This window comes from Paenibacillus sp. LS1 (assembly GCF_026013365.1).
Classification (GTDB): Bacteria; Bacillota; Bacilli; order Paenibacillales; family Paenibacillaceae; genus Paenibacillus.
Genome location: NZ_JAPDOE010000022.1, coordinates 22429 through 49423, shown reverse-complemented (window position 1 = coordinate 49423; position 26995 = coordinate 22429). Strand labels below are relative to the sequence as shown.

Below are 26995 nucleotides of genomic sequence, written 5' to 3'. Positions count from 1 at the left end.
CCAATAAAAGATGAATTTCAGCAGCGTGGTTATACGCTATAAAAATCATCTCAAGTATTTGAAAAGAGCGATAAGCTCATTTTGAATCTGACGAGATTAAAAATCTCATTTTTCGCTTCGAATCATACAGTCCGAAGACTTGTACCGATTTCTCAGCGTCGATCTTGCAAGCAAGATCGTTACTCACTCGTTGTTCAGTTTTCAAAGATCAAACTTGTTTTTTGGTCACCATTTTCTCTCAGCGGCGACTTTTATAATATATCATACTTCGTTTGTTTTGGTCAAGTGTTTTTTTGAAATTCTTTTTTCGAAGCTCGTAATGAGCTGTTCATTTCATCAAAAGCATGTAACCAAGCAAGCAAAGCAACGAGATATAATATACCATATAAATATCCCAGGAGTCAACTATCCAAACAAAGAAATTTTCAACCCCAATAATAACCCCACACCCGGCAATCCTAAAACAGTTACGGTTCCTATGGTTGCAGGGTTCAGAGGGATGTAGGTTCCAGTTAACCAGCCGGAATAATTGACGACGTATATCCCTACTGCAGCCATCACCAGATGAATCCCAAACGATGTGAAAAACGATAACCCTATTCTCTTTCTGAATAAAACAACGATTAGCCCCAGTAGTGATATAACCAATACACTTCCCAATATGACACTCTTCATACCCAACACCTCCATATATAGTGTGAATTTGAATCTACATACTAATCCCTCGCTGCGTTTCAACCCCATCATTAGCCCTGGCCCGCTTGGCTCTCTTCAAATGAATCTGATACTTCCGCTCAGCCGCCTCCAGTACATAAATGGCATAATCAATCTCATCCTGCCCCTGCGCATCTTCGAATTGCCTCATAGCCCTTTCCCACTCCTGCTTTGCCATCTGAATATCTGCATAGATCTGATCCGCCTCAAGTTCCTTCAACATTCTCTTGTGTTTCTCTACCGATTTCCGTGTATTCCGCCACATGAACATAAACTCTCCCCCTCCTGATCAGCACAGCATATTCTCATACTTATCAGGGAAAGGACAAACTTAGAACTTGGACATTTCATTTTCATCATAAAAAAAGAGAGCCCTAGGGCCCTCTCCGCACATCAAACATATTTAGCATCCAAAAGTTTATAAGGAAGCACGCTGTGCGCGAAACCAACTCAAACACGCTAACGCATCTCCCTACGCCCTTCCAGTGCTTTGGAAAGAGTCACTTCATCCGCATACTCCAGATCGCCGCCCACAGGCAATCCATGGGCAATCCGGGTCACACTGATCTCAAACGGACGCACCAAGCGGGAGATGTACATCGCTGTAGCCTCGCCCTCAATATTGGGGTTCGTCGCCAAGATAATCTCTTTTATACGTTCATCACTTAATCGAATCAGGAGTTCCTTCAAACGGATATCATCTGGGCCAATTCCCTCCATAGGTGAAATCGCACCCTGTAACACATGATAGTACCCATCGAATTCCTTGGTGCGTTCCATAGCCACCAGATCTTTCGAATCTTGAACTACACAAATTACAGAGACATCCCTGGACTTATCCTGACAGATGCGACACGGATCCGTATCAGTGATATTACAACACACAGAACAGTAATGAAGGTTACGCTTCACACTTACGAGTGCTTTGGCAAAATCGATAACGTCATCTTCCTTCATGTTAAGCACATGAAAAGCTAAACGCGCTGCCGTCTTGGGCCCCACACCCGGCAACCGGGTGAAGGCATCAATCAGCTTTGCTATTGGTTCGGGATAATACAATCGATTGTGTCTCCTTTGACAGGATCAATTTTTAATTAAAATAATCCCGGAATATTCATGCCGCCTGTGAACTTGCCCATATCCTTATTGGCAATCTCATCAGCCTTGGCCATTGCATCATTAACAGCTGTCATAACGAGATCCTGCAACATTTCAACATCTTCCGGATCTACCGCTTCAGGTTTGATCGTGATAGCAAGCAATTTTTTGTGTCCATTAACTTCAGCAGTTACAACGCCGCCACCCGAAGTACCTTGAACTGTTTTGTCCGCCAGTTCCTCTTGCGCTTTCAGCATTTGCTCCTGCATTTTCTTCACTTGTTTCATCATTTGGTTCATGTTGTTCATAATCATTCATCTCCTTTGTTATAGTTATCGCGCTATGCGCATTATTCTTTGATTACTACAAGGTCCTCACCAAAGAGCTGGATGGCTTCATCAATCCAAGGCTGTTTGTTGCCTGAACCGCCGTCTTCATGCTCAGGTTCAAGCTTAAAGTCCTCCTTTGGCGCTTCAGAAGCCCCTTCCATCGCCCCGGTCCAATCTTTGAGCATCATCGTCACCAATCGTGCTGGACGCCCAAGTTGTTCGGACAACACCCGCTCAATGACTTCGCGGTTAGCCTGCTTCTCCGTCGTTTCACGGTGAATATTGTTTTTAAAAGCAACCAGAACGTTGTCTTCAAGCAATGATACCGGTTCACCATCCACAAACCAGGCATGAACGGTAACCCTTTCTTCCTTCACTCGTTGAAGGATCTGACTCCATTTTTTGCTGATATCTGCGAACTCAGGGGCTCCCTTGCGAGCAACATATTGATCCAACTGTGCTGGAAGCTTCGCAGGCGAGTTCCCTCTCGATACAGGGGCTCTTGTTGCCGGACGAGATGGAGCACTTGATGCACCCTCTCCACCAGACAACCCACTTTTAAGTGCGCGATCCAATTTCTTCTCCAGCTCAGCAAGTTGCTGCTTCAAGCGGTTGATCTCTCCCCCATCAGCAGGTGCCGCATGTGACGAAGCTCCAACTTGGACAGAAGCCTCTCCTTGTACTGGAATACTACACAGTTTAAGCAACGCGACTTCAAATAATGTCTGTGGCTGTACCGCGTACTTCATTTCACTCTGGTACCGATTAAGGGTGTCGATCATGTGGAACAGCTGTTCCTTGGTGAAGGATTCCGCCATATCACGGAAAGATTCCGGATTAAGCACCCGATCCGTCAGTTTATCTGCATCAGGTACCATCTTAATCATAAGCAAATCACGGAAATAATAAAGCAGATTCTCCATGCACTTGTCTGCACTCTTTCCTTCATGCATGAAACCTTCAATCATCTGCAAAATGTAACCAACATCACCTTTGAGCAGCGAAGCAGCCAGTTTGGCAAATTGCTCTGAAGCAATTCCGCCAGTCATATCCATAACCTGCTGGTACGTTACTCGTCCATCCGTAAATGAAGAGATCTGATCCAGCACACTAAGTGCATCCCTCATTCCACCGTCGGATAAACGGGCAATGTATTGGAGTGCATCCTGGTCAGCTTCCATGCCTTCCTGTTCGCAGATCAGTGTAAGTCTTGCTGTCTGCTCTTCCAGGGAAACCCGGCGAAAATCAAATCGCTGACAACGCGATATAATGGTAGCCGGAAGGCGATGTGGTTCTGTTGTTGCCAAAATAAACATCACATGTGGTGGTGGCTCCTCCAATGTTTTGAGCAAAGCATTGAATGCCTCCGTCGTCAGCATGTGCACTTCATCAATAATATAGACTTTCTGCCGGACTTCGGTTGGCGCATATTTAACCTTTTCCCGAAGATCACGGATTTCCTCAACACCCCGATTGGATGCAGCATCAATCTCCTGTACATCCATCACAGCGCCGGTCGTAATCCTGCGGCAAGCTTCACACTCGTTACAAGGTTCAGGCGCAGGTCCACGTTCGCAGTTCACAGCTTTGGCCAAAATCTTGGCGGCACTTGTCTTTCCCGTTCCTCTGGGCCCGCTAAATAAGTAGGCATGGGAAGTCCGCTGTTCACGAATCGCGTTCTGCAAGGTCTGAATAATATGCTGTTGTCCCACCATATCTTGAAACGACTGGGGACGCCAAGCCCGGTATAACGCGATATGCTCCATGATGCGTTACCTTCCTTCCACTTCGCATTCGAGTCCTTTGTCGTTCCCCTATTATACTATATTCCGGGGTGAATCCAAACTTTATCTGACTCATTCATGCGTGGTTTTTTAAGACATATCAAAAAGACCTCTGCATACATACAACTGCAAAGGTCTCTACATTTAAATGGTAAGCCGTGCACCTGCTATCGATATTTGCGATCCAAGTGGCACCCCTGAACAATAGCTCGGGCTAGGCGACCCTCCGGCACAAGAGTAATCTCACTTATGGCTGCTTCCTTCCGGACCTGACCAGGTTCATGAGCACTCATTGCGGAGGACCCAACCGTCAACACCACGTTCAGGGACCAAACCTCACATCGACAAAACCTCTAGCAGGAATTCAACCTCGCTATAGCGGATTGCGAGTTACAGGGCACCGCTACCTCCCCATCTAGCACGGTAAGAAATAGTATAACGTAAGGTTATCCAAATTGCAACCAGAAGGAATGTGAAGGCAGCTAGGCATACATAAAACATATAAAAAACCCCTGCCAGATCAGCAGGGGTTGGTTGGATGCAATTAGCAGACAACTCCAAGAATTGTCCTATTAGATTCCGTATTTCTTCTTGAAACGATCAACACGGCCGCCAGCATCGATAAACTTCTGTTTACCTGTGAAGAACGGGTGGCACGCGGAGCAAATCTCTACACGAAGTCCGTCTTTAACCGAACCTGTCTCAAAAGTATTCCCGCAAGCGCAAGATACTTGACCAATCGTGTAATTAGGATGAATTGCTTCTTTCATTACCTTTCACCTCTTTCCGCCCTGAGCCTCAAGCGGACCCAGAGTAAATGGCACAACTCTGAGATTATAACACGGCCTAATGCCTGTTGCAATCCATTATTGTTAAGAGGTAATCAATCGTTTAGGACGTGCCATTCCAGCTGGTGGAACGTGGGTATACGATCCAATCACCACATCAGGCAACTCGTCTTCAAAGATCTCGATCATCTGCTTCATGCCCAGGATATCACCTTGAGCTGGAGGAATTAACCCCAGATAGCTCTCCGGATCAATATTGAGATTACGCATCTGAATCAAACGTAGATCAGTTCTTCGTGCAAACTCAATCATCGCCTCAATCTCTTCTTCACGATCTGTTACGCCAGGGAAAATCAAATAGTTAATGGATGTGTATACACCTTGCTGCGCCGCGTATTTCATCGACTTCTCGACATTAGCCAAGGTATAACCACGCGGTTTATAGTAGGCGTTATAGTGGTCATCCAGTGCACTAATTGTACTTACGCGCATCAGATCCAATCCAGCGTCTACAATACCTCTAATGTGATCATTCAGACCGGCATTGGTATTAATGTTGATATACCCCATATCCGTTACAGAACGCACTTCACGAATCGCTTCAATAATTAGCTTGGCCTGCGTGGATGGCTCCCCTTCGCAACCTTGTCCAAAGCTAATGATGGATTCTGGTGTCTTCAGGTGTTCCATCATGACCTGGACAATCTCATCCACACGCGGACGGAAGTTCATACGCGTCTGCGGAGAAACAAAGCCACTGTCATCCGGTTGCTCGGAGATACATCCGAAACAACCCGCATTACAGGAATAGGATACTGGTACTCCGCCCTCCCAACGATTCAGGAACGTGTTCGACGAAGTTAGACATTCATATCCGAGTGCACAATTGGACAGGTGAGTATAGAGTCGATTCTCGGGATATCGCTCCGTCAATCGCTTAACCCCCGAACGCACATCATCACGATCACAGTTCAGCGGATTCCATTGATCCGGACTATCCGACTTCGAAGCTGTGACATAGAAACCGCCGTCTTTCCAGACTACTGCGGAATAACCGAACAACGGCAACTTATATTCCTTATCCGTCTTCACATAACCGGGAAGACACAAACGAGTGAATCCTTGTGGAAGCAACGCACCTACAGCCTGTGTGTCTGTTGGCATTGGCAGCATCTCACCTGTGTCCGGGTCCATACCAATGGGCCGGGTACTCGGGAGTCCAACCAACGTTGCACCCTCTGGCAAAGGAATCAACTCATCCTCCATAATCTCAACGATCATATCTCCACTGCGGGCAAGACCGTACAGGGAAGGATGATCAAATACATTACCTTTTTCATCTGCGTATACTAAATACATGATGTTCTCCTCACATCTAATGGGTTAAACCTAACGACGAGTGTATTGTAAAATTCACAGCAAAGCTGCTAAAAATAAGTTATTGGTCGAACGACACTTATGTCGATGTACCTGATGTAGCTGTCTGTCTCGGTGAGCGACGGGTTGTTGTTGTCCCCGAATTGCTTGTTGGACCATTACCAGCTGAATCAAATGCCGCCAAAAACTCTGCATTCGTCTTGCTGTTACGAAGTTTCTTCAGGAAACCTTCGACAAAGTCATGTGAATCATTCATGTTCTTACGAATCGTCCAGATCGTATCCAGCTCTTCCTTGCTGAGCAATACTTCTTCACGACGTGTACCAGAACGACGAATGTCGATCGCCGGGAATATACGACGCTCAGCCAGACGACGGTCCAGATGCAGCTCCATATTACCCGTACCCTTAAACTCTTCATAAATGACGTCATCCATACGTGATCCGGTATCAATTAATGCCGTTGCCAGGATGGTCAGGCTTCCGCCTTCTTCCACATTCCGGGCAGAACCGAAGAAACGTTTTGGACGATGGAATGCAGCTGGGTCAATACCACCACTAAGTGTACGACCGGATGGTGGAATAACCAGGTTATATGCACGAGCAAGACGCGTAATGCTATCCAGCAGGATAACGACATCCTTTTTCGCCTCAACCAGACGAAGTGCACGCTCAAGTACCAACTCTGCCACCTTGATATGATTCTCAGGCAGTTCATCGAATGTCGAAGCCACAACTTCCCCTTTTACCGAACGCGACATATCCGTTACTTCCTCTGGACGTTCATCAATCAACAGGACAAACAGTTCAATTTCAGGATTGTTAGTTGAGATGCTGTTGGCAATTTCTTTGAGGAGAAGCGTTTTACCCGCTTTGGGAGGTGCTACGATCAATCCGCGCTGTCCCAATCCTACCGGGGCGAGCACATCCATAATGCGTGTGGACAAATGGTTGGGGGATGTTTCGAGAACCAGTTTTTTCTGCGGATACAGTGGGGTTAGTGCCGGGAAGTGAAGTCGCTCTGCAGCCGCCGATGGATTCTCACCATTTACAGCGTTGACTTGCAACAATCCGAAGTATCTCTCGTTTTCCTTAGGCGTTCTACACTTACCTGATACAAGGTCACCTGTTCTTAGGTCAAACTTGCGAATCTGAGAAGCTGAGATGTAGATGTCTTCCGTACTTGGCAAGTAGTTAATGGGCCTTAAGAATCCGTAACCTTCAGGTAAAATCTCGAGTACGCCTTGCATGAACATCAGACCGCTCTGTTCAGCTTGTGCGCGTAATATAGCAAAGATTAATTCTTTCTTTTTTAACGTACCATAGTAAGGTATCTGATATTTTTTGGCCAGCTTGTAGAGGTCCGTTAGTTTCATTTCTTCCAAATCGGAAATTTGTAGATCCATATAATAACCACCTATTCAATTAATAAGTCCGTGTGAAATGGATAGTTTCGCTAGATGTTCCGGCTATAGAGCGCAGCTTCTGCCACAATCTCTTCTGTCCATTGTACGGAATGTAACCGTTATAATGCAAATACTTGTCTTTGAGTGTAAGTTTCCGGGTGGGATGGCCAATGTTCGGCAAGATCCGCTAATGAGTGAACACGATGCATTGAGGCGATCAATCCGGATAGACCGGCTATGGAGCGCAGTTCAAACAAAACCGGGGGTTGGGGAAGAGAAATGATGTTCTTACAGCCATATGAAGTTTGATTCAAAAAAAGACCCTCCGGTAAAGGAAACAGAAACATTTCGTCTTATGCCGGAGAGACTGAGAACTCTATTAAAACAGGTTTACCCAATAACTGAAAGGATATGCAGTTCAGCTAAAATAAACATGTGTATGACTGAATCATGCATGATACTGCCATATTAATCGGTTTCCCGCCATACATCTGCACCAAGCAGGCGCAGATTGGTCACCAGATGATCGTAACCACGGTCGATATATTCGACCCCCGTTACTTCAGTCACACCTTCACTGACAGTGAGACCTGCAATCACCAGTGCCGCTCCAGCGCGAAGATCGGATGCTTTTACTTTGGCCGCGTTCAATGCACTGCCTTCAATAATCGCCGAACGTCCTTCTACCCGAATCTTTGCGCCCATCCGCACCAGCTCAGGCACATGTTTGAATCGATTACTGTATACAAAGTCGCTCAGGACACTCACGCCGGTTGCCTGTGTCAAAACACTGGTCATCGGTGACTGTAGATCTGTTGGGAAACCAGGATATACAAGTGCCTTCACGTCAACATGGTTATAATTTGGCTTACCAATGACACGTATACTTTCATCCAATTCCTCAATGCCAACACCCATCTCCAGCAGCTTTGCCGTTAAAGCCTCCAGATGTTTGGGAATCACATTGTCAATCAGAACATCTCCGCGCGTTGCCGCTGCAGCGATCATATACGTACCTGCTTGGATACGATCCGGAATGATAGAATGACGACAGCCTTTAAGCTCCGAAACTCCTTCAATACGGATCGTTTCGGTACCTGCACCCTTGATGCTGGCACCCATGGAATTCAGAAGTGTTGCTACATCTATAATCTCAGGCTCTTTAGCCGCGTTTTCGATAATTGTAGAGCCTTTGGCACGAGTAGCCGCCAGCATAATGTTAATGGTTGCACCGACACTGCTTACATCAAGATAAATCTTTGCTCCGCGCAGCTCTTTGGCATGCAAATGAATGGAGCCGTGTTCGTTTGTTACGGTTGCGCCAAGCGCTTCAAACCCTTTGATATGTTGATCAATTGGACGAGGCTCAAAATTACAGCCCCCTGGTAAACCTATGGTCGCTTCTTTAAAACGCCCTAGCAATGCACCCATCATATAATACGAAGCACGAAGCTTCTTCACGGGACCATTCGGCATAGGAATGGATTTGATCTCAGAAGGATCAATCTTCATCTGATTGCCTTCCCAAGTTACACGTGCTCCGAGTTCCTCCAAAATTTCTGCATAAACCGCCACGTCACTCAAAAGTGGCAGGTTGTCCAACACGACTTCTGACTCGGCAAGCAATGCTGCAGGAATAAGCGCAATGGCGCTGTTCTTGGCGCCGCTTATAGTTACAGTTCCCTGTAACGGACGTCCGCCACTAATCATCAATTTTTCCATAAAGCTTAATGTCCCCCTACGTGTTTTGCAGCCGATGAACGGCAATACGTGCTGTTGGCTTCCGATGTAGAAATAAGGTGTGAAAATGGAAAGACACCGGCTAGGCGGTGTTCTTCCATTTCACAGTATGGAACTGGTAAAGATAAATTACGCTTTGTTGTTGGAACCAAACTCGCGGATTTTACCTTTAACTGTTTCTTTGATTGCATCACGGCCTGGTACGATGAATGTACGTGGATCGTAAGCATCTGGTTTAGCTGCAAGCACTTCACGAACTACTCTTGCGAAAGCAATTTGGTTCTCTGTGTTTACGTTGATTTTAGATGTACCCAAGGAAATGGCTTTGTCGATGTCGTGTTTAGGAATACCTGTACCACCGTGCAATACGAGTGGAACTTGTACCGCGTCACGAACTTCTTCCATTTCTTTGAAGCCCAGGTTAGGCTCGCCATGGTAAGGACCGTGTACGGAACCAAGAGCTGGTGCCAATGTGTCGATACCTGTTTCTTTAACGATACGGATACACTCGTTCAGGTCAGCGTACATGATGCCACCGATAACGTCGTCTTCTTGTCCGCCTACAGTACCTACTTCAGCTTCTACAGAAACGCCTTTAGCGTGTGCATATTCAACAACTTTTTTAGTCATTTCGATGTTCTCATCGATGGAGTGGTGGGAACCGTCGATCATAACGGATGTGAATCCAGCATCGATCGCTTCTTTACACTTGTCGAAGCTTGAACCGTGGTCCAGGTGAATTGCAACTGGAACGGTAATTTTCATGTCGTGGATAAGTCCTTCTACCATTTTAACTACAGTGTAGAAGCCACCAATGTGACGTGCTGCGCCTTCGGATACACCCAGGATTACTGGGGATTTCTCTTCTTCAGCAGCACCAAGAATCGCTTGAGTCCACTCAAGGTTATTGATGTTGTATTGACCAACTGCATATTTTCCTTCGAGTGCTTTGTTCAACATGTCTGTCATAGATACTAATGGCATGGTTTCAATCCTCCTAGGGGTTTGGGTTGTGTCTATGGTTTTTAGCCGAAATCACATACGGGCTTATTATACCACATCCCATGTCAAATACTAAACAAGCATTTGCAAAAATGCTGTGCTTTGCAGCACAGTTTTCATAGACACCGCTTTATGACTTCCCCATTTCCAATATTCCCCGGATGAAGGAGTGAAATACCCCATTGTTTCACCAAGTACCATCTATGTTCTCCACACGCAAAAAAATCCTGTATCTACAGGATTCAGCTGCATTTATTGGCGGCACCATTGCGAAGTTGCATATTCACAGCCACTCGCATCTCATCGATATCAAACGGTTTAGTGAAATGCATGAGTGCTCCAAGATCCGTGGCTTCCTTAATCATGTCCAGTTCACCATACGCGGTCATCATGATGACCTTGATATCCGGATCAATTTCTTTAATATGCTTCAGGATTTCCAGACCGTCCATCCCAGGGATCTTCATATCGAGCAATACCAGGTCAGGCTTGTCATTATTCACAATCTCCAGGGCAACCTTGCCGTTAGGTGCTTGAAACGTGTTATATCCTTCACTGCTGAACACTTCCATTAACAGGATTCGAATACCATTCTGGTCATCAACAATCAAAACTTTTTTATCTTCCACTCTGTAACCTCCTAGAATTAGGAAAGCATGTACATCTTCGAATCTGGATAACTATCCCATAGTCGTCATGATAAGTATTCTACCTCTTCCATTAAAATCCTGCTACCTTCACAAAATGACAAAAAGCATTTCGACCTGCTTTTTACATAAAAAAAGGGATGTCCCAGCATCCGCTAAACGGTTGCCAGGAACATCCCTGATATCTATTACGTTAACACTGAAACCATGTATTATTTCTGCGCATTCTCCAGAGAAGCTTTTACAAACTCACGGAACAATGGTTGCGGACGGTTCGGACGGGAAGTGAATTCCGGGTGGAATTGTACCGCCAGGAACCATGGGTGTCCTGGAAGTTCCACGATCTCAACCAGACGTCCATCTGGGGATGTACCCGAGATAACCAGTCCTGCTTTTTCGATCGTTTCACGGTATTCATTGTTGAACTCATACCGGTGACGGTGTCTCTCATACACCAGCTCGTCATCATAACAAGCCATCGCCAAAGAACCTTCCTGAAGCTTACAAGGATACAGACCCAGACGCATCGTGCCACCCAGATTCTCGATATCTTTTTGCTCAGGCAACAGATCGATCACAGGGAATTCCGTAGCCGGATTAATCTCGGAGCTGTTCGCACCATTCAAACCAACGATGGAACGTGCATACTCAATAACGGAAACCTGCATACCCAGGCAAATACCGAAGAACGGAATTTGTTTCTCACGAGCATAACGGATTGCCGATACTTTACCTTCAATACCACGATCTCCGAATCCACCAGGAACAAGGATACCGCCAATACCATGTAACAAGTCGCCTACATTCTCATCCGTAATATCTTCAGAAGGAACCCAGCGAATTTTCACATCGGCGTTGGATGCAAATCCTGCATGAGACAAGGACTCAACAACACTCAGATATGCATCGTGCAGCGCTACATATTTACCAACAATAGCGATCTCAACCGTATGCTCCAACTTGTTGATCCGGTCAACCAACCCTTCCCACTCGCTCATATCGGGTGCAGGAGTAGTCAGTTTCAGGTGGTTTACCACGATCTCATCCAAGCCTTCTTCACGCAGGTTCAGAGGTACTTGATACAACGTGTCTGCATCACGACATTCAACCACGGCATTCTCATCAATATCGCAGAAGAGAGCGATTTTGGCTTTCATGTCGTCAGACAATTCATACTCGGTACGGCATACAATCACATTCGGTTGAATACCGATGCTGCGTAATTCCTTAACACTGTGCTGCGTAGGTTTTGTTTTCACTTCACCAGCTGCTTTGATATAAGGAATAAGTGTTACGTGGATGTACATTACATTGTCGCGACCTACATCACTCTTGATTTGACGAATAGCTTCCAGGAAAGGCAAGCTCTCGATGTCGCCCACTGTTCCGCCAATTTCCGTAATAACAACATCCGAACCCGCTTCACGTCCAGCGCGGAATACACGCTCTTTGATCTCGTTCGTAATGTGTGGAATAACTTGTACCGTTCCGCCCAGATATTCCCCGCGTCGCTCTTTGCTGATGACGGAAGAGTATACTTTACCAGTCGTGACGTTGCTGTTTTTGGAGAGATTGATATCAATAAAACGTTCATAGTGGCCAAGGTCCAGATCCGTTTCCGCGCCATCATCCGTAACAAAAACCTCGCCGTGCTGATAAGGACTCATTGTTCCTGGGTCGATGTTGATGTATGGATCAAATTTCTGAATCGTTACCTTAAGCCCTCTGTTTTTCAGCAATCTGCCCAGCGAAGCAGCCGTAATCCCTTTGCCTAGGGAGGACACAACTCCGCCCGTCACGAAAATATACTTTGTCACTGTTATTACCCTCCTAATATAAGTACAGAAATTCAGGCGATATATGGTGTTATCGTAACCTGTTTCCCAGGTAATCATCGTTAAAAAGAGCAATGGCAGAAATTCCCTGCATCTGCAAACTGCTCTTTCTGCGAAGACGGTTTAAATACACGTTGTTCTACAGCAAAATATGGTGCAAACATTTCGGTAGCCTTCATTTCATTTGGTGTTTTTGATATACAAAAACGGGCCACGAAATGTTGGCCGGGAGCATGCGGAAATGAAAACATTTTGCAAAATTATGCCTCTAAAAATACAAAAAAAAGTACTCCCGCAGGACGGGGCACCTTCTATAAAAAACATAAATATATTATCGCTCATTCATAAGCCCATGCAATAGTTTACCCGTTACCCCGTCTGCTGTCAAGGCTGACTATTCCGGGGAAACGGGTAAATTATAGACGTCAAAAATGACTACCGATTATCAGAATCGTCGTCAAATTCATCCTCGTTTTCGGACTCTTCTTCGTCTTCTTCGAGGTCTTCATCTTCCAGATCGTCATCTTCGACCAGCACTTCTTCTTCGCTGTCTTCTTCATCAAAGATGTCGTCTTCGTCTTCATCTTCTTCTTCTTCGTCTTCTTCTTCTTTATCCGGGCTGTCGAAGTCTTCGTCGCTGTTATAGCTGTCTTCTTCTTCACCGAAGTCTTCATCTTCCAGATCATCGTCTTCATCGTTGATGATACGCGGACGCTTCGCACCCGTCATGGAATCTTCTGTTCCGGCTACCGGATACCAGCGCTTCAAGCCCCACAGACTCGTACCGACGCAAGCAAAACGACCATCGATATTAATCTCGGTATATAGCTGGGCGATAAACTCGTTGATTTCTTCATCAGTCATTCCGCGCTGCTTCGCTACCTCATTCATCAAGTCACGATAGTAATACGGCGTATTAGCCGCCTTCAGCACCATAAAGGCAAGGTCCACCAAAGGGATCTCTCTTACCTTTTCTTTATCAATTTTCAAATTGAGCGAGGTACTCACTGCAGACACTTCCTCTCACACAAAATTCACTTTTTAACCCCTACGAACTGGACTGTTACGTATAACATATCCATTAACAAACCTAAGTAAAACCTATTTAGCGTTAAAAAGCAAGTTTTTATGTATGGATGTGACGTAAATGCGGAGAGCAGCAACAATATGTCCATATATTAAACGTGAGTTGGCATCGAACTCCTAGGAATATCCTCTTTTATCAAAGAGACAACTCCAAAATAAAAAAGACGGAGTCCCCTCCGCCTTCTGACTGTATACCCTTGAAGGATTGCTCCTCACCAGGTTCCCCGCAAGAGCCCTCTAGCTCTCCATCCATCATATGTCCCTGCGCCCGTTTTGACACGAAGAGAATGTGTTTTTGTAAAAAAAGGGCAAGTTCCCCATGCGGCGGGATGAGCGCATTCATAGAATACCTCAGCATGTTCATCCCGAAGGGGGCTGCCCATTATGGACTATACTGGTTTATTGCATCAATTGATTGACGGAATGCGACGCCCTGAGCCAGAACAGGGAGGGCGATATTTGATCCGATTTGCCAAACCGCAGCAGTACGAAGCCTGTCTCCTGGAATTGTCCCGAATGCGGAATGAATTCACCGACCTCGGGGCTGTTCGCTCCTCGCGACTGGCTCGTTCCATTATTGCTCCAGTGCAACGCCCGGAGGATCTGTACCGCTATGGGGATGAGATTACGATTGAAGCAGACGTGCCCATCTCACTCCACGCTACCGCGCTCCACAGCAAACCGAGCAATGCTCAAGGCATACCCTGGGGAGTAAAGCAGATTCGGGCACCCAAAGTATGGTCCGTGTCTACAGGACACCGGATTAAAATTGGTGTGATTGATACAGGTGCTGACTACCACCACCCCGATCTTCGTTACTCTCTGGCACGCGGAATCAATCTGTTAAACCGTAGCCTGCTTCCCCATGATGATAATGGACACGGTACCCACATTGCAGGGACCATCGCCGCAGCCAACAGCACCGCAGGTATGATCGGTGTAGCCCCGCGCTCCCTGATCTATCCGGTAAAAGCATTTGACCACAACGGATCGGCTTATGTATCCGACATTGTGCTTGGCATCGACTGGTGTGTACGCAACAAGGTCGATATCATCAATATGAGCTTTGGCATGAAAACACGCAGCAAGGCGCTTCTTGACGTTGTCAATCGTGCATACCATGCTGGAATCGTCATTGTTGCTTCGTCAGGAAATGACGGCAAACGCCGCAGTATTGATTATCCGGCACGGTATCCGCAGACCATATCGGTTGGGGCCACCGACAAAAACAGACGTATTGCGTCCTTCAGTAATCGCGGTGCATACGTGGATGTGTATGCTCCTGGTGATAAGATCGTCTCCTCCTGGGTACAGGGCAAACATCACGAAATGAGCGGCACCTCCATGGCGACGTCACATGTGAGTGGCGCTATCGCTTTGCTGCTCGCAAAACATCCGGGGTTATCCCCTAGTGAAATCAAGGCACTCGTCAAGCGTGCTACGATCCCGCTGCGCGCTCGCAAGACCACCACCGCGAAAAGCAAGGTACGCGGTGGCGAGATTGACGCCCTGCGGCTAATGCAAGAGTGCGGGGAGTGATCCGGCTCTGCCAGCGGTCAGCAGGAGTCCATTGACGCTCGGCGAAACACAATAGCCCAGACCGGTACAGTACGTGCGAAGAGACCATTGTGTAGCGGCAGAGCCTTTAGGCTGGCGCCAGCTGTGATGGCAGGGCAGGGCGGCTTGTGTACCCAGTGGATAGGCCGGTTTCTGTAGCCCCCGGGCACACAACAAAAAAAGTCTCCATGTACCACGTTGATGACACAACGTGGGCATGGAGACTTTTTTCCTTAGGCAGAGCGGCGATGTGCCGCGAGCCTGGATTTACATTTTGTCTGGAGCGGTTACGCCTACTAGACGAAGCGCTGTTGCGATAACGGTACGCACAGCACCGATCAGTGCCAAACGTGCCTGAGTTTGCTGCGCGTCTTCCGTAATGACGCGTTCCGCACGGTAGTAGCTGTGGAACAGGGATGCCAGCTCGTATACATAACGGATGATACGATGAGGTGCATATCCTGTTGCTGCTGCCGAGATCTCCTCAGGCAGCTCTCCCATTTTGCGGAGAAGGTCATACTCATGCTCTGTTGTCAGCTTGGACAGATCAATCTGTGCCAGTGGCAACAGCTCAATACCCTGTTCTTCAGCCTGACGATATACGCTGCATACACGGGCATGCGCATATTGTACGTAGAATACCGGATTCTCATTAGATGTCGAAATCGCAAGGTCCATGTCAAAGTCCAGATGGGAGTCCATGCTGCGCATTGTGAAGAAGTAACGAATGGCATCAATGCCGACTTCATCCATCAGGTCTTCCATCGTTACAGCTTTACCTGTACGTTTGGACATCTTCACTTTTTCACCGTTCTGGAACAAGCTCACCATCTGTGCAATCAAGACTACCAATTTCTCAGGGTCATTGCCCAGTGCTTGCATCGCGGCTTTCATCCGTGGAATATATCCGTGGTGATCCGCACCCCAGATGTTGATCATCGTGTCGTATCCACGCGCATATTTGTCACGGTGATAAGCAATGTCCGGCGTCAGGTAAGTATACGTGCCATCGTTCTTGATCAATACACGTTCTTTGTCGTCACCATACTGCATCGTTTTCAACCAAGTTGCCCCGTCTTGCTCATAGATCTCATTGCGGTCACGCAATTCATCCAGTACGCGCAGCACTTCTCCGTTATCATACAGGGAAGTTTCGCTGAACCAGATGTCAAAGTTAACACGGAAACGATTCAAGTCACGTTTGATCTTGTCCAGTTCCTTCTCCAGGCCAAAGTCACGGAAATAAGCCGCACGGTCACCGGGATGCATGGACAGCAATTCTTCACCCTTTTCAGCAACAAGCTGCTTGGCGAATCCTTTAATATCTTCACCGTGATAACCATCTTCAGGCATCTCAGCATCCTGACCCAGCTCTTGCAGATAACGAGCTTCAATGGAACGAGCCAGATTAAACACCTGATTACCTGCATCATTAATGTAATACTCACGAGTTACATCATATCCTGCGTAGTCAAGGATGTTACATAGTGCATCACCTACAGCTGCTCCACGGGCATGACCCAGATGCAAACTGCCTGTCGGGTTGGCACTGACGAACTCCATCTCGACTTTGCGTCCTTCTCCGATGTTAATTCTTCCGTAATCATTACCCTGCTCCTGCACAAGCCCAAGTACTGGGTAAAGGTAACTCTTGTCCAATTTGAAGTTAATGAATCCTGGACCAGCAATTTCAGCCTTCTCGATTCCTGCTTCAGCCAAATTCAGATTGGCAATGATCTCTTCAGCAATCTGACGCGGATTGCGCTTGGCAATCTTGGTCAGCTGCATGGCAGCATTGGTCGCCAAGTCCCCGTGTGTCTTCTCACGCGGCACTTCCAATGTGATGGCTGGCAATTCTTCCTGCGTAACAATTCCGGCAGCCACAATGGCGTTACCGATGGCCGTGCTTACCCGTTCGTTAATCGTATCTAGTGGATTACGTGTCATGAAATTGGTTCCTCCTGTATATGCAAACTAATCGCGAAATGTCCGGATTCTTCATCAAAGCGGTAAAAGTCGTAGCTCCACGCTGCGCGTGCGCTCAATCCCTGAATGGAAAGTTCCAGCTTCTGTGTATGCGTGGACAGGGCAAACGACATGTATGGCGATCGGTAGAAACCAGGAAGCTTCCGATTCAATTCAAAAGTCTGCTCCGATTCCACCTCACCATGACGTATAATCTTGATGGATTGTCCGCCCAGCTTCAACGTGGTGCGGGTTGTGCCTCCCTCGGGTCCAACCTGTGGTTCTTCATAACGAACATAAAGAACAGACCCTTTCAACACGGCTTCACCCTTCATTTCCTGCAGCACATCTTCACCTTCATAACGGCTGTGCAGCCGGATGTGTACCGGTCGCATGTTCGACATGAATGTTAACCTCCATTATATTCGAGGCGACGCAAAATCAGGCACGGCCGGTGAGAACAGCCCTTCCCGTATTGTTGTGTCGCTATACGCGCTCATATTCCCGGATAGCTCGCTATCCTACACTCTACTGTATAACTATATCCAGTTCCCTCGCTCAATTCAAATCCAAATTCAGAGTTTTTTCCTTATCAAGCCAAAAAAGAAGAGCCACACCTGTAAAGTGCAACTCCCTTTTGCTTCATTATAATGAAATTCGTTCAGCCGATCAGGCCCATTGCGATTCATAAGGAAAAGGGCATGTCGACTCGCTCAGCTTCGCTCGCACCTGTACGAGACAACCACAATGCCGACAGGTTGTGCCATATTGCAATCCCGGACATGTCGAGCAGATGGATAGTCTACGCTCGTATTCCTCATCCTGTACCGTCGAACGTGAACGTGAGGCAATCTCAATAAGTCTGGCCATTTTGGCATCACTAATCTTCACATCATACTGATCATTGCAGCCCTTGCAAGGTTCCCGCCTTTTCATGCATTAACCCTCTACAGCGAGTACCCCAACTGATGCTGGAGGAAGGACAAAACGCAATGTGTTATTCTCCAGTGTGATTCCATCCCACGCCACAGGCTGAACGTGACTCGGTTGTTCAAAGGTATTGAATGCACCAAAATCAGCATGATGCAGAATCTGCCCGGAGACTTTAGCCGCTTGAGCTGCTTCCAGCTGGCATACGACTTCCAACTCATCCGTATGGCTTAGATTACAAGCCGTCACATGAATGACCCCATCCTTGTTGCGGGAAGCTGACAAGCTGAGCTGTGGGATGGTCTCTTCTCCGAAGGTGTAATCAGGGCTTTCATAATTCAAATCCAGTCGCTGCGCATCCATATGAACCTGATACATATCAAACACATGATACGTAGGGGTCAGGAGCATTTTGTCCCCTTCCGTGAGAACCAGCGATTGAAGCACATTGACGATCTGCGCAAGATTTGCCATGTGTACCCGTTTATTATGTTGGTTGAAAATATTCAGGTTAACGCCTGCAAGCACAGCGTCCCGCATCGTATTCTGTTGATAAAGGAACCCCGGATTGGTTCCCGGCTCAACGTTATACCACGTGCCCCATTCGTCCACAATAATGCCGACTCTGCCCTCTGGATCATATTTATCCATGATTGCGGAGTGCTTCACCAGCAACTCTTCCATATATAGCGTCTTCTTCAAGGTGGTGAACCATTCAGCCTCGCCGAATCCTGTTGCTGCACCTTTATCATTCCACTCTCCTGTAGGGATGGTGTAATAGTGAAGACTGATTCCGTCCATAAAGCGAGAAGCCTCCCGCATCAACACTTCCATCCATTCATAGTTGCCCTCGTTGGGACCACAAGCAATCTTATAAATCTCGTTCCCCGAATAGTTACGTACGTATGTAGCATACCGGCGATATTCATCCGCATAATATTCAGGACGCATATTACCGCCGCATCCCCAATTCTCATTACCCACGCCAAAATATTTCAGTTTCCACGGTTCTTCCCGGCCGTTACTCTTCCGCCAGTTCGCCATTGGGGATTCGCCGTCAAACGTGATGTACTCCACCCATTCCTGCATCTCCTGCACTGTACCACTACCCAGGTTACCGCTGATATATGGCTCCGTGCCGAGCAGCTCACATAATCTCAAGAATTCATGCGTACCAAAGTGGTTGTTCTCTTCCACACCGCCCCAGTGCGTATTAATCATACGAGCACGCTTACTCTTCGGACCTACACCATCTTTCCAGTGATATTCATCGGCAAAACAACCTCCTGGCCAGCGAAGCACTGGAATATTAAGCTTTTGTAGGGCCGTTAACACATCATTTCGAATGCCATCCGTATTCGGAATAGGTGAATCCTCTCCTACCCACAACCCTTCATAAATGCAACGTCCCAAGTGTTCGGAAAAGTGACCATATATATTGCGATTTATTAATCCTTGATCTGAATCCGTCTTTAAAATAACATTAACCATGATTTCAACCCCCATGAAATGTATTGTTATCGCTTACAATAACTTGTTTCGGAGTAGGTTTCAACCGTTTTTATTTCTAAGCAAACAAGCCTCTTCCTATGTAATTGATCAGGAAGAGGCTTGTTTGTTATAGAACTTCATGCAGAGGCTTACCAAATTGATTTTCATTCATTTCTAATTTGGATTTGCCTGGTTATTATTTCAGAATAACAGGCTACTTAATCCTACTCTGAAGGCAACAACATTTTTTGCGCCCACGTCGTTCCACCATCTGTAGTCTGATAAATTGCAGGTGAGTCATCACTTGTGACTACGAGCCAGCCTGTCTCGGCAGATGGGAACGAGATACGGGAACTGTATCCCGAATCTTTCAGATCAACGTTTTTCCACGTGGAACCTGTATCATATGAGCGACCAATCCCCACTTTACCAGCTGCGGGTGACCCTGCGGACAGATAAGCCGTCTGATTACCGATCAGCGCCATGTTACCTGGATGACCACCTGGATTGGCAGGTCCGGTTCCTTTACCCGCACTGTTTGCACCAGGTGCAGGCCCTCCCCCTGCTGTAGATTGCGCAAAAACTTGTGTCCAATTCTTCCCTTGGTTACCGCTCGCATAGAGGGAGTAGGATTGCTGGGACATGCCAGCATCACCATACAGAAGGGCCCATACTTGCTGACCATGTGCATATAGGTCTGCTCCGCTCCAGGTGTCCGATGCAACCCGGAGAGAAGTGGTCCAGTTCTTGCCACCATCACTCGTTTGTTTCAATTGATATCCCGATCCGGGTACAACCACGAGAGCATACCCTTGCTTCTCTGTCGCGAAGGTAGCTGCACGCGTATTGGCAGGCGTGTTCATTTTGCTCCAGGTTACGCCGCCATCCTTCGTCTGATATGCACCATTATAGGTGTAACCATAACCTACATCTTTGTTGCGGAAATCGATGCGTTTGAATTGAATGCCCGGCGTATCAAACCGCGTCCAGTGAGATCCCCCGTCATTGGTACGGATCAGATAGGTTGCAGGTGAATCCTTCACTCGTGCCAGTGCATAACCGTTCACATTATTCGGAAAATCAAGCTGTGTGAATTGCCACTGCCCGGTATATATGGACTGCCATGTGCAGCCTGAGTTCGAGGTACCGATTAGAAACCCCTCACCCCCGGCTCGTCCAGTTGTATCATTAAGAAAATCAATGTCAGTAAATTGCAGGTGTTGCTCTTCCACACCACTACCCTTTTTTAATGTAGCAGATAGTCCATGGTCTCCCTTTCCACATACCTGCGAGGATGCAGCGTTAGCGCCTGATAGCGTATGTACTGGTCCCATCCCCCAAGCCAGCGTTAACGATAATGCCAGCGTACCAATCCGTTTCCATGTCATCGTTCTCTTGGTTGTCATCGTAACACCTCCTTCTATGGTTTTACCCAAATCGGATGGTTTTAACGTAACAATCCGATGAACCTCGATGACAATTTCGCAAGAAAAAAACCACCTCTACCCATGATTGGTATCATATAGACAAGGGTGGTTGATTACTAAACGTTGTGTACTCTAAGTTAAACGGGAATTGTCATGATACTCAAGATAACAAAACTGATACTTAAGAAACGGCATAAATATGATGACAGAGTCATATCCAGACAGGATATCCGCATATACGAACCTATGCTTAACACAAGCAACAAATGGTAGAGCCATAGGAACATACGTGCTATAATTAATGTTATGGACTTTTGAATAACGGTGGATGTTTTCAGATCACGGCGCAGCTTCCCGAGAGGGGGTGACGTCGATGGTCAAACTTGTGGCGTTGCTTGATGTGATCCGATGGATTGCTGCGATCCTCAGTATTCTACTGAGCGGACGAAAGCTTTACCGTTGGTTACGCAAAAAGTTTCGTAGCAAGCGAAAACCCACCTCATAAGGTTGGACGCCTGACGGTGGGTTTTCGCTTGAATAACAGTTTTTAATTCATGCACGCCGTGGCAATCCACAGCCTTTCGGGTCCTAAGAGTCTTTACCGTTGACGCGGTGAAGGCTCTTTTTTTAGTATATGGTCGAACCCGATCACCATATACTTCACGATTGTAATATATCAATTTATATACTACTGAATACTTATGTAGTCAGTATAGCACAGCTCCAGACAGAAGTTAAATTAGGTTAATTGAAGTCAACTTCGTTATTTCGTTTTGCAGAATAGCTGAGGCCAGGCAGGATAAACGTTAACAATAAAAAAACTGCCCTCCCCTGCGCAGATTTGAACCCGCGCAGACAGAGAGCATCATGTTTATCGATTATTCTGTGATTATTTCACGAATCCAAGCAGCATTTCACGGATCAACTTCGCAGCTACAATCTGTGTCTGTTGTGTTGGATCATAGATTGGTGCAACTTCAACCAGATCACAACCAACTACATTTACATCAGATCCAGCGATCATATGGATAGCTTCCAGCAGTTCCTTGGACGTAATGCCGCCCGCTTCTGCTGTACCTGTTCCTGGTGCTGCTGAAGGATCAAGCACATCGATGTCGATGGTTACGTATACCGGACGGTTGCCCATCTTCGGAAGAGCTTCCTTCATCGGAGCTGCCACTTCAAATGGATAGAAGTTGATGTTCTCGCGACCATACTGGAACTCCTCACGGGAACCAGAACGGATACCGAACTGATAGATGTTTTTGCCACCCATCAACTCAGCCGCTTTACGTACTGGTGTGGAGTGGGACAATGGCTCGCCTTCATAGTTTTCACGAAGGTCTGCGTGTGCATCAATATGAATCAGAATAAGATCCGGGTATTTCTTGTACATTTGTTGGATGACTGGCCAAGTAACCAGATGCTCGCCACCAAGACCAACTGGGAATTTGTCGTCAGCGAGCAGACTGCCGATGTATTCATGAATTACTTCAAGGCTGCGTCCCGCGTTACCGAAAGGCAAGAGCAAGTCTCCAGCGTCAAAGTACGTCATGTCTACAATGCTTTTGTCGAGGTACGGGCTGTACTCTTCAAGTCCAACCGATGCTTGACGGATATGAGATGGGCCGAAACGGGAGCCCGGACGGAAGCTGACGGTGTAATCCATCGGCATTCCATAGATAACTGCTTTTGAGTTTTCATAGTCCTCTGAGCTGCAAATAAATACGTTTCCTGAATAAGCTTGATCCAATTTCATTAATGATTTCCCCTTTATTTCGTTAAATCTTCCACGAATTTAGGAAGTACAAATGCTGCTTTGTGCAGACGCGGAGAGTAATACTTGGTATCCATCTCCGGGATTTGAGTCTCATCCACTTCGAGCGGGTCATGTTTCTTGCTACCCATAGTGAATGTCCACAAACCACTTGGATAGGTTGGAATATTACAGCCGTACACATGTACGATCGGGAAGATTTCTTTGACGTCTTTGTTCACCTTCTGGATCAGATCCGCCTTGAACCAAGGGTTGTCCGTTTGGGCAACGAAGATTCCGTCTTCTTTGAGTGCTTCGTAGATACCTTGGTAGAAACCACGCTCAAACAATGGCGCAGCCGGGCCTACAGGCTCCGTGGAGTCTACGATAATCACATCGTATTCATTTTTATGTTCAATAATATGCATGTAGCCGTCGTTTACGAGCACTTCAACATTAGGCTCGTCCAACTTGCCGGCGATTTCAGGCAAATATTTTTTAGAGTATTCAATGACTTTACCGTCGATTTCGACGAGAACTGCTTTTTCTACACCAGCATGCTTAATCACTTCACGAATGACTCCGCCATCGCCGCCACCGACAACCAGAACTTTTTTTGGATTCGGGTGAGTGTTCAGCGCAGGGTGTGCCGCCATTTCGTGATATACGAATTCGTCTTTTACGGTAGTCATCACCATGCCATCAAGGAGCAACATGTTACCGAATTCCTCGGTTTCTACCATGGCCAAATCTTGAAAATCGGTTTTCTCTGTAACATAGGTCTGCTTAATCTTCGCGGTGATCCCGAATACCGGGGTCTGTTTCTCCGTAAACCACAATTCCATAATCTCTACCTTCTTTCCGTAAAGTTAATGATCAGCCATACCCGACCAAGCGCTATGCACTATAATCGGTTCGCCCAAGCACGTCCAGCGTTCGGCGCCATATCGCGTTATGATTGCTGGCCTGCGGGAAAGGTCCGCGGTTCACTTCATTATATAGATTAAATTTGACCAGAGCGTGCAGAGCGTCTGACTAATCAATGAATCAATGACCATTCGTCTGTTCGTCCTTACGCGCTTTAGTATCTTGTGCCGAATCTTACCTTTTCATTACCCTTTTGCATTATACGCGATTGACGTTTATACTGCAAAACGGTTTTTCCGGCGAAAATGCTACATTTTGTTCGCTTATGCACCCGATTGAATATCCCTGCCAATCAAGTCCCATACTGGAAGAAAAGAGAGGAGCCCGTTCCATGACCAAGCCAAATCAAAAGACCCGCAAACGCGGGTTCCGTGTACGAAAATTCATTAAAAACCTGTCTCTGCTGGCCGTGCTCGCCATGCTTGCTACCGCGGCGGGATTGGTGTACCTATACGCAACCAGCCTGCCCCTCGCAGAATCGGATCGAAATTCCCGATTGCTGGATAGTCAAGGTGAAGTGATCGCTACCTTCTCCGCAGGTGGCAAAGATTCTGTACCTGTTCAACTGGAGGACATCGCTCCAGATCTGGTCCATGCCACTCTGGCTGTAGAGGACCGCAAATTCTATAATCATTACGGATTCGACGTTCAAGGAATGGGACGGGCGGTACTCGTTAACCTTGAACATATGCAGATGTCCCAGGGTGCTAGTACATTGACCCAACAGCTGGCGCGTAACCTGTATCTGTCTCATGAGAAAACATGGACTCGCAAAGCCAAGGAAGCCATGTACACAGCCCAATTGGAGATGAAGTACAGCAAGGATGAAATTTTGCAGATGTATCTGAATGAAATCTATTACGGGCATGGAGCGTACGGAATCGAAGCGGCTTCGCGGATGTATTTTGGCAAATCAGCCAAACAGCTGGATCTCGCAGAGAGCGCTATGCTAGCAGGAATCCCGAAAGGACCCACCTATTATTCACCCTATAACCATATGAAGAATGCCAAAGACCGGCAGAAGATTGTGCTGAATGCCATGGCTGATATCGGCGAGATCACCCAGTCCGAAGCGGATAAGGCCTATGAAAAAATGCTTTCGTTCAAACCGGAGAGCGAGCGTAAAACGGTGGAAAGCGCCCCGTATTTCCGTGACTATATCCGGAATCTGGCCATCAAAGAGCTGGGGATCAGTGAAGCGATGCTGGATCATGGGGGATTGAATATCTACACCACTCTGGATCTGCGTGTACAAAAAGCAGCTGAAGACGCCATAGCGAAGGGTATGGATGCCAAAAGTGAGCTGGAGACGGCTCTAGTGTCCATCGACCCTCGGACGGGTTACATCAAAGCCATGGTGGGCGGCAAGAATTACCGCACCAATCAGATTAACCATGTACTGGCGACAACGCGCCAGCCAGGTTCGGCGTTTAAGCCGATTATGTATCTGGCAGCCCTGGAATCCAAGCAGCTCACCAGTGCATCCATATTTAACAGTGAACCTACCCTTTTTCACTATGACAATGACCGCAAAACCTATAAACCCGGCAACTTTGGAGACAAGTATCTGGGTGAGATTGATTTAAGACAGGCGATCGCCGCTTCAGACAATATCTATGCGGTGAACACCATTATGCAGATAGGTCCTGAGCAGGTTGTGAGGATGGCAAAAAACCTCGGCATTACAAGCAACCTGAGCGCCGTGCCCTCTCTTGCACTAGGAACGTCACCTGTCAGTCCGCTGGAGATGGCGTCGGCCTTTTCTGTCATCGCCGCTGGTGGACAACGAACACCACCTGTCGCCATTCTGCAAGTTACGGATGCCGCAGGACGTGTGCTCTATGAATCGCCTCAGACGAAGGCTGAGACCGTTGTGGAACCTGCGGCAGCTTATGTACTGACTCGTTTAATGGAAAGTGTCTTCGAAAATGGAGGAACGGGCAACCGGGTGTCTAAGGCGATCAAACGTCCGGTAGCGGGAAAAACAGGAACAACCAACACGGATGCCTGGCTGGTTGGATTCACACCGGAGCTCTCCACCGCGGTATGGGTTGGTTACGATCAAGGCAAAGCCATCTCGACTTCGGATGGCCGACGGGCGGCGCCGATCTTTGCCCAGTTCACAGAGCAGGCCCTTGCGAGCGTACCACCTAAAATTTTCACCGTACCTGATCATGTTGTAAGTGTCTATATCGACCCTGAATCCGGCAAACTGGCAGGCAACGGCTGTGAAGAGAAGCGACTGGAAGTCTTTATTGATGGCACTGAACCGAAAGAGGTATGTCATGGTACGACAGATGATTCGGATTCAGGGGAAGATGAGAAAACCCGTCAGGTACAGAATCAACAAGGCATACAGGAAGAGAAACATTCCTGGTGGGGAGATTTCAAACGTTGGTGGGTAGAATGACGCAAATGCGCGATGACTTAGTTGCGTCACCTTTGACCCCCGATTATATTGATCATTTGGAAATTCACTTCGGATGAAAACTAATAATTATTCAGATCGATGAATATTGTAAATGTACAAGCAAAAAGGCCCCAACCGAATTTTCCGGTTAAAGGGCCTTTTGCTTTTTTTCTTTTATACTGTGTTGAATGATCTAACTTAGGCGAGTGCTTCCTTCAATACATCCGGAGAAGCATTCCACCAATCTTCATTGTGTGAAATCAACAGCGTCTTGAGTGCGGCCCGTGCTTCGGGTCCGAGCTCATCCAACATGAAACGGCGCTTCATGGCATAATCCATGCGGTTCACATGTTCCGCCAGCAGTTTCCATCCACGTCTTGCTTCTGTATCAATCCACATCTCACATGCCGTTGCTCCACCATACAGTTGGCCTTCCTCCGTGCGATCGACAGCTACCCACACCAGCCATACCTGGCGTCCATTGGGTACATCCTCACGATTCGTCGAGAACTTGATATTGCGCTCCACTTTGCTCTTCGCATGCATCGCACCGATATCAATTTTGGCTTCGCCATTATCAATAATGACCGGAGAAAGGTTGTTCAGATCAATGGAGCCTGCACCGAAGCCTTTATGCTTGCTTTTTGCACTAACGATATTCAAGGCAATCTGTTTTTTGCCGTTTTGCTCGTTTTGGTCCATGTTTATAGCCTCCAAGGGTTGATAC

At 47.0% G+C, this 26995-nt stretch carries 25 protein-coding genes and 1 other RNA gene; 3 read left to right on the top strand and 23 right to left on the bottom strand.

What is annotated here, in order from left to right; genetic code table 11:
• Window positions 1-405: 405 nt before the first annotated feature.
• From OM416_RS31135 to rpoE, 14 genes are all read right to left on the bottom strand, one after another.
• On the bottom strand, window positions 406-675 hold the full coding sequence (locus OM416_RS31135) for a pro-sigmaK processing inhibitor BofA family protein (protein WP_264936106.1): 270 nt from the start codon (window positions 673-675) through the stop codon (window positions 406-408).
• A gap of 34 nt (window positions 676-709) precedes the next feature.
• The gene (locus OM416_RS31130; RefSeq protein WP_413775850.1) at window positions 710-937 is read right to left on the bottom strand and encodes a DUF2508 family protein; all 228 of its coding nucleotides are present in this window, start codon (window positions 935-937) and stop codon (window positions 710-712) included.
• A 236-nt stretch (window positions 938-1173) separates the two neighbouring features.
• A complete protein-coding gene (gene recR / locus OM416_RS31125) occupies window positions 1174-1773 on the bottom strand; it encodes a recombination mediator RecR (protein ID WP_062838113.1) in 600 nt (199 codons plus the stop codon).
• 35 nt (window positions 1774-1808) lie between these two features.
• The gene (locus tag OM416_RS31120) at window positions 1809-2120 is read right to left on the bottom strand and encodes a YbaB/EbfC family nucleoid-associated protein (RefSeq protein ID WP_036607248.1); all 312 of its coding nucleotides are present in this window, start codon (window positions 2118-2120) and stop codon (window positions 1809-1811) included.
• 41 nt (window positions 2121-2161) lie between these two features.
• Window positions 2162-3907, bottom strand: coding sequence for a DNA polymerase III subunit gamma/tau (gene dnaX, locus OM416_RS31115; protein ID WP_264936100.1), 1746 nt, complete (start codon window positions 3905-3907; stop codon window positions 2162-2164).
• Window positions 3908-4081: 174 nt separating this feature from the next.
• Window positions 4082-4349, bottom strand: an RNA gene (gene ffs / locus OM416_RS31110) — signal recognition particle sRNA large type.
• A 148-nt stretch (window positions 4350-4497) separates the two neighbouring features.
• On the bottom strand, window positions 4498-4695 hold the full coding sequence (rpmE, locus tag OM416_RS31105; RefSeq protein ID WP_036607255.1) for a 50S ribosomal protein L31: 198 nt from the start codon (window positions 4693-4695) through the stop codon (window positions 4498-4500).
• Between the two features lie 102 nt (window positions 4696-4797).
• Window positions 4798-6072 carry a radical SAM protein gene (locus OM416_RS31100; RefSeq protein ID WP_264936097.1) on the bottom strand — a complete coding sequence of 425 codons (1275 nt, stop codon included), beginning with the start codon at window positions 6070-6072 and terminating at the stop codon, window positions 4798-4800.
• 97 nt (window positions 6073-6169) lie between these two features.
• Window positions 6170-7495 carry a transcription termination factor Rho gene (gene rho / locus OM416_RS31095; protein WP_062838116.1) on the bottom strand — a complete coding sequence of 442 codons (1326 nt, stop codon included), beginning with the start codon at window positions 7493-7495 and terminating at the stop codon, window positions 6170-6172.
• A gap of 468 nt (window positions 7496-7963) precedes the next feature.
• Window positions 7964-9217, bottom strand: a complete 1254-nt coding sequence (locus OM416_RS31090; RefSeq protein ID WP_264936094.1) for a UDP-N-acetylglucosamine 1-carboxyvinyltransferase — start codon at window positions 9215-9217, stop codon at window positions 7964-7966.
• Between the two features lie 147 nt (window positions 9218-9364).
• Complete coding sequence (gene fba, locus OM416_RS31085; RefSeq protein WP_211085573.1) at window positions 9365-10219, bottom strand: class II fructose-1,6-bisphosphate aldolase; 855 nt, start codon at window positions 10217-10219, stop codon at window positions 9365-9367.
• Between the two features lie 260 nt (window positions 10220-10479).
• Window positions 10480-10866: a response regulator gene (locus OM416_RS31080; protein WP_076334180.1), complete on the bottom strand. Its 387-nt coding sequence runs from the start codon at window positions 10864-10866 to the stop codon at window positions 10480-10482.
• A gap of 230 nt (window positions 10867-11096) precedes the next feature.
• Window positions 11097-12701 carry a CTP synthase gene (locus tag OM416_RS31075; RefSeq protein WP_062838120.1) on the bottom strand — a complete coding sequence of 535 codons (1605 nt, stop codon included), beginning with the start codon at window positions 12699-12701 and terminating at the stop codon, window positions 11097-11099.
• A gap of 453 nt (window positions 12702-13154) precedes the next feature.
• On the bottom strand, window positions 13155-13727 hold the full coding sequence (gene rpoE / locus OM416_RS31070) for a DNA-directed RNA polymerase subunit delta (RefSeq protein WP_264936089.1): 573 nt from the start codon (window positions 13725-13727) through the stop codon (window positions 13155-13157).
• Window positions 13728-14189: 462 nt separating this feature from the next.
• Between rpoE and OM416_RS31065 the strand changes: the two genes are divergently transcribed.
• Window positions 14190-15344 carry a S8 family peptidase gene (locus OM416_RS31065; RefSeq protein WP_169483065.1) on the top strand — a complete coding sequence of 385 codons (1155 nt, stop codon included), beginning with the start codon at window positions 14190-14192 and terminating at the stop codon, window positions 15342-15344.
• Here the strand turns inward: OM416_RS31065 and OM416_RS31060 are convergent.
• The 6 genes from OM416_RS31060 to OM416_RS31035 form a co-directional block, all read right to left on the bottom strand.
• Entirely contained in the window at window positions 15321-15581 is a 261-nt protein-coding gene (locus tag OM416_RS31060) for a hypothetical protein (protein WP_264936087.1), read from the bottom strand. The genes OM416_RS31065 and OM416_RS31060 overlap by 24 nt on opposite strands.
• Before the next feature lie 48 nt (window positions 15582-15629).
• Window positions 15630-17309 carry an arginine--tRNA ligase gene (argS, locus tag OM416_RS31055; RefSeq protein WP_264936085.1) on the bottom strand — a complete coding sequence of 560 codons (1680 nt, stop codon included), beginning with the start codon at window positions 17307-17309 and terminating at the stop codon, window positions 15630-15632.
• Window positions 17306-17731, bottom strand: a complete 426-nt coding sequence (locus tag OM416_RS31050) for a DUF1934 domain-containing protein (protein ID WP_264936083.1) — start codon at window positions 17729-17731, stop codon at window positions 17306-17308. The genes argS and OM416_RS31050 overlap by 4 nt, the downstream gene beginning before the upstream one ends.
• Window positions 17732-17996: 265 nt before the next feature.
• Entirely contained in the window at window positions 17997-18263 is a 267-nt protein-coding gene (locus OM416_RS31045) for a DUF6171 family protein (RefSeq protein WP_264936081.1), read from the bottom strand.
• A gap of 3 nt (window positions 18264-18266) precedes the next feature.
• Window positions 18267-19748: an alpha-N-arabinofuranosidase gene (locus tag OM416_RS31040; RefSeq protein WP_264936079.1), complete on the bottom strand. Its 1482-nt coding sequence runs from the start codon at window positions 19746-19748 to the stop codon at window positions 18267-18269.
• A gap of 224 nt (window positions 19749-19972) precedes the next feature.
• Complete coding sequence (locus tag OM416_RS31035) at window positions 19973-21154, bottom strand: WD40/YVTN/BNR-like repeat-containing protein (RefSeq protein ID WP_264936077.1); 1182 nt, start codon at window positions 21152-21154, stop codon at window positions 19973-19975.
• Window positions 21155-21548: 394 nt separating this feature from the next.
• Between OM416_RS31035 and OM416_RS31030 the strand changes: the two genes are divergently transcribed.
• Window positions 21549-21680: a hypothetical protein gene (locus tag OM416_RS31030; protein ID WP_264936075.1), complete on the top strand. Its 132-nt coding sequence runs from the start codon at window positions 21549-21551 to the stop codon at window positions 21678-21680.
• Window positions 21681-22064: 384 nt separating this feature from the next.
• Here OM416_RS31030 and speB read toward each other — a convergent pair whose 3' ends face one another.
• Window positions 22065-22934, bottom strand: coding sequence for an agmatinase (speB, locus tag OM416_RS31025; RefSeq protein ID WP_036607280.1), 870 nt, complete (start codon window positions 22932-22934; stop codon window positions 22065-22067).
• 14 nt (window positions 22935-22948) lie between these two features.
• Window positions 22949-23776, bottom strand: coding sequence for a polyamine aminopropyltransferase (speE, locus tag OM416_RS31020; protein ID WP_264936073.1), 828 nt, complete (start codon window positions 23774-23776; stop codon window positions 22949-22951).
• A 413-nt stretch (window positions 23777-24189) separates the two neighbouring features.
• On the opposite strand from speE, the gene OM416_RS31015 reads away from it, so the two are divergent.
• Window positions 24190-26268, top strand: coding sequence for a transglycosylase domain-containing protein (locus tag OM416_RS31015; RefSeq protein ID WP_264936071.1), 2079 nt, complete (start codon window positions 24190-24192; stop codon window positions 26266-26268).
• A gap of 198 nt (window positions 26269-26466) precedes the next feature.
• Here OM416_RS31015 and OM416_RS31010 read toward each other — a convergent pair whose 3' ends face one another.
• The gene (locus OM416_RS31010) at window positions 26467-26970 is read right to left on the bottom strand and encodes a YwhD family protein (protein ID WP_062838130.1); all 504 of its coding nucleotides are present in this window, start codon (window positions 26968-26970) and stop codon (window positions 26467-26469) included.
• Window positions 26971-26995 lie beyond the last annotated feature (25 nt).

Coding starts and splice junctions, on each gene's coding strand:
- OM416_RS31010 (WP_062838130.1), bottom strand. CDS start 26,970: ATGGACCAAAACGAGCAAAACGGCAAAAAACAGATTGCCTTGAATATC.
- argS (WP_264936085.1), bottom strand. CDS start 17,309: ATGACACGTAATCCACTAGATACGATTAACGAACGGGTAAGCACGGCC.
- OM416_RS31015 (WP_264936071.1), top strand. CDS start 24,190: ATGACCAAGCCAAATCAAAAGACCCGCAAACGCGGGTTCCGTGTACGA.
- speB (WP_036607280.1), bottom strand. CDS start 22,934: ATGAAATTGGATCAAGCTTATTCAGGAAACGTATTTATTTGCAGCTCA.
- OM416_RS31060 (WP_264936087.1), bottom strand. CDS start 15,581: ATGCCCACGTTGTGTCATCAACGTGGTACATGGAGACTTTTTTTGTTG.
- OM416_RS31130 (WP_413775850.1), bottom strand. CDS start 937: ATGTTGAAGGAACTTGAGGCGGATCAGATCTATGCAGATATTCAGATG.
- OM416_RS31030 (WP_264936075.1), top strand. CDS start 21,549: ATGGTCAAACTTGTGGCGTTGCTTGATGTGATCCGATGGATTGCTGCG.
- rho (WP_062838116.1), bottom strand. CDS start 7,495: ATGGATCTACAAATTTCCGATTTGGAAGAAATGAAACTAACGGACCTC.
- OM416_RS31090 (WP_264936094.1), bottom strand. CDS start 9,217: ATGGAAAAATTGATGATTAGTGGCGGACGTCCGTTACAGGGAACTGTA.
- OM416_RS31135 (WP_264936106.1), bottom strand. CDS start 675: ATGAAGAGTGTCATATTGGGAAGTGTATTGGTTATATCACTACTGGGG.
- OM416_RS31045 (WP_264936081.1), bottom strand. CDS start 18,263: ATGAAAAGGCGGGAACCTTGCAAGGGCTGCAATGATCAGTATGATGTG.
- OM416_RS31040 (WP_264936079.1), bottom strand. CDS start 19,748: ATGGTTAATGTTATTTTAAAGACGGATTCAGATCAAGGATTAATAAAT.
- OM416_RS31100 (WP_264936097.1), bottom strand. CDS start 6,072: ATGTATTTAGTATACGCAGATGAAAAAGGTAATGTATTTGATCATCCT.
- rpmE (WP_036607255.1), bottom strand. CDS start 4,695: ATGAAAGAAGCAATTCATCCTAATTACACGATTGGTCAAGTATCTTGC.
- speE (WP_264936073.1), bottom strand. CDS start 23,776: ATGGAATTGTGGTTTACGGAGAAACAGACCCCGGTATTCGGGATCACC.
- OM416_RS31065 (WP_169483065.1), top strand. CDS start 14,190: ATGGACTATACTGGTTTATTGCATCAATTGATTGACGGAATGCGACGC.
- OM416_RS31050 (WP_264936083.1), bottom strand. CDS start 17,731: ATGTCGAACATGCGACCGGTACACATCCGGCTGCACAGCCGTTATGAA.
- fba (WP_211085573.1), bottom strand. CDS start 10,219: ATGCCATTAGTATCTATGACAGACATGTTGAACAAAGCACTCGAAGGA.
- OM416_RS31035 (WP_264936077.1), bottom strand. CDS start 21,154: ATGACAACCAAGAGAACGATGACATGGAAACGGATTGGTACGCTGGCA.
- dnaX (WP_264936100.1), bottom strand. CDS start 3,907: ATGGAGCATATCGCGTTATACCGGGCTTGGCGTCCCCAGTCGTTTCAA.
- OM416_RS31120 (WP_036607248.1), bottom strand. CDS start 2,120: ATGAACAACATGAACCAAATGATGAAACAAGTGAAGAAAATGCAGGAG.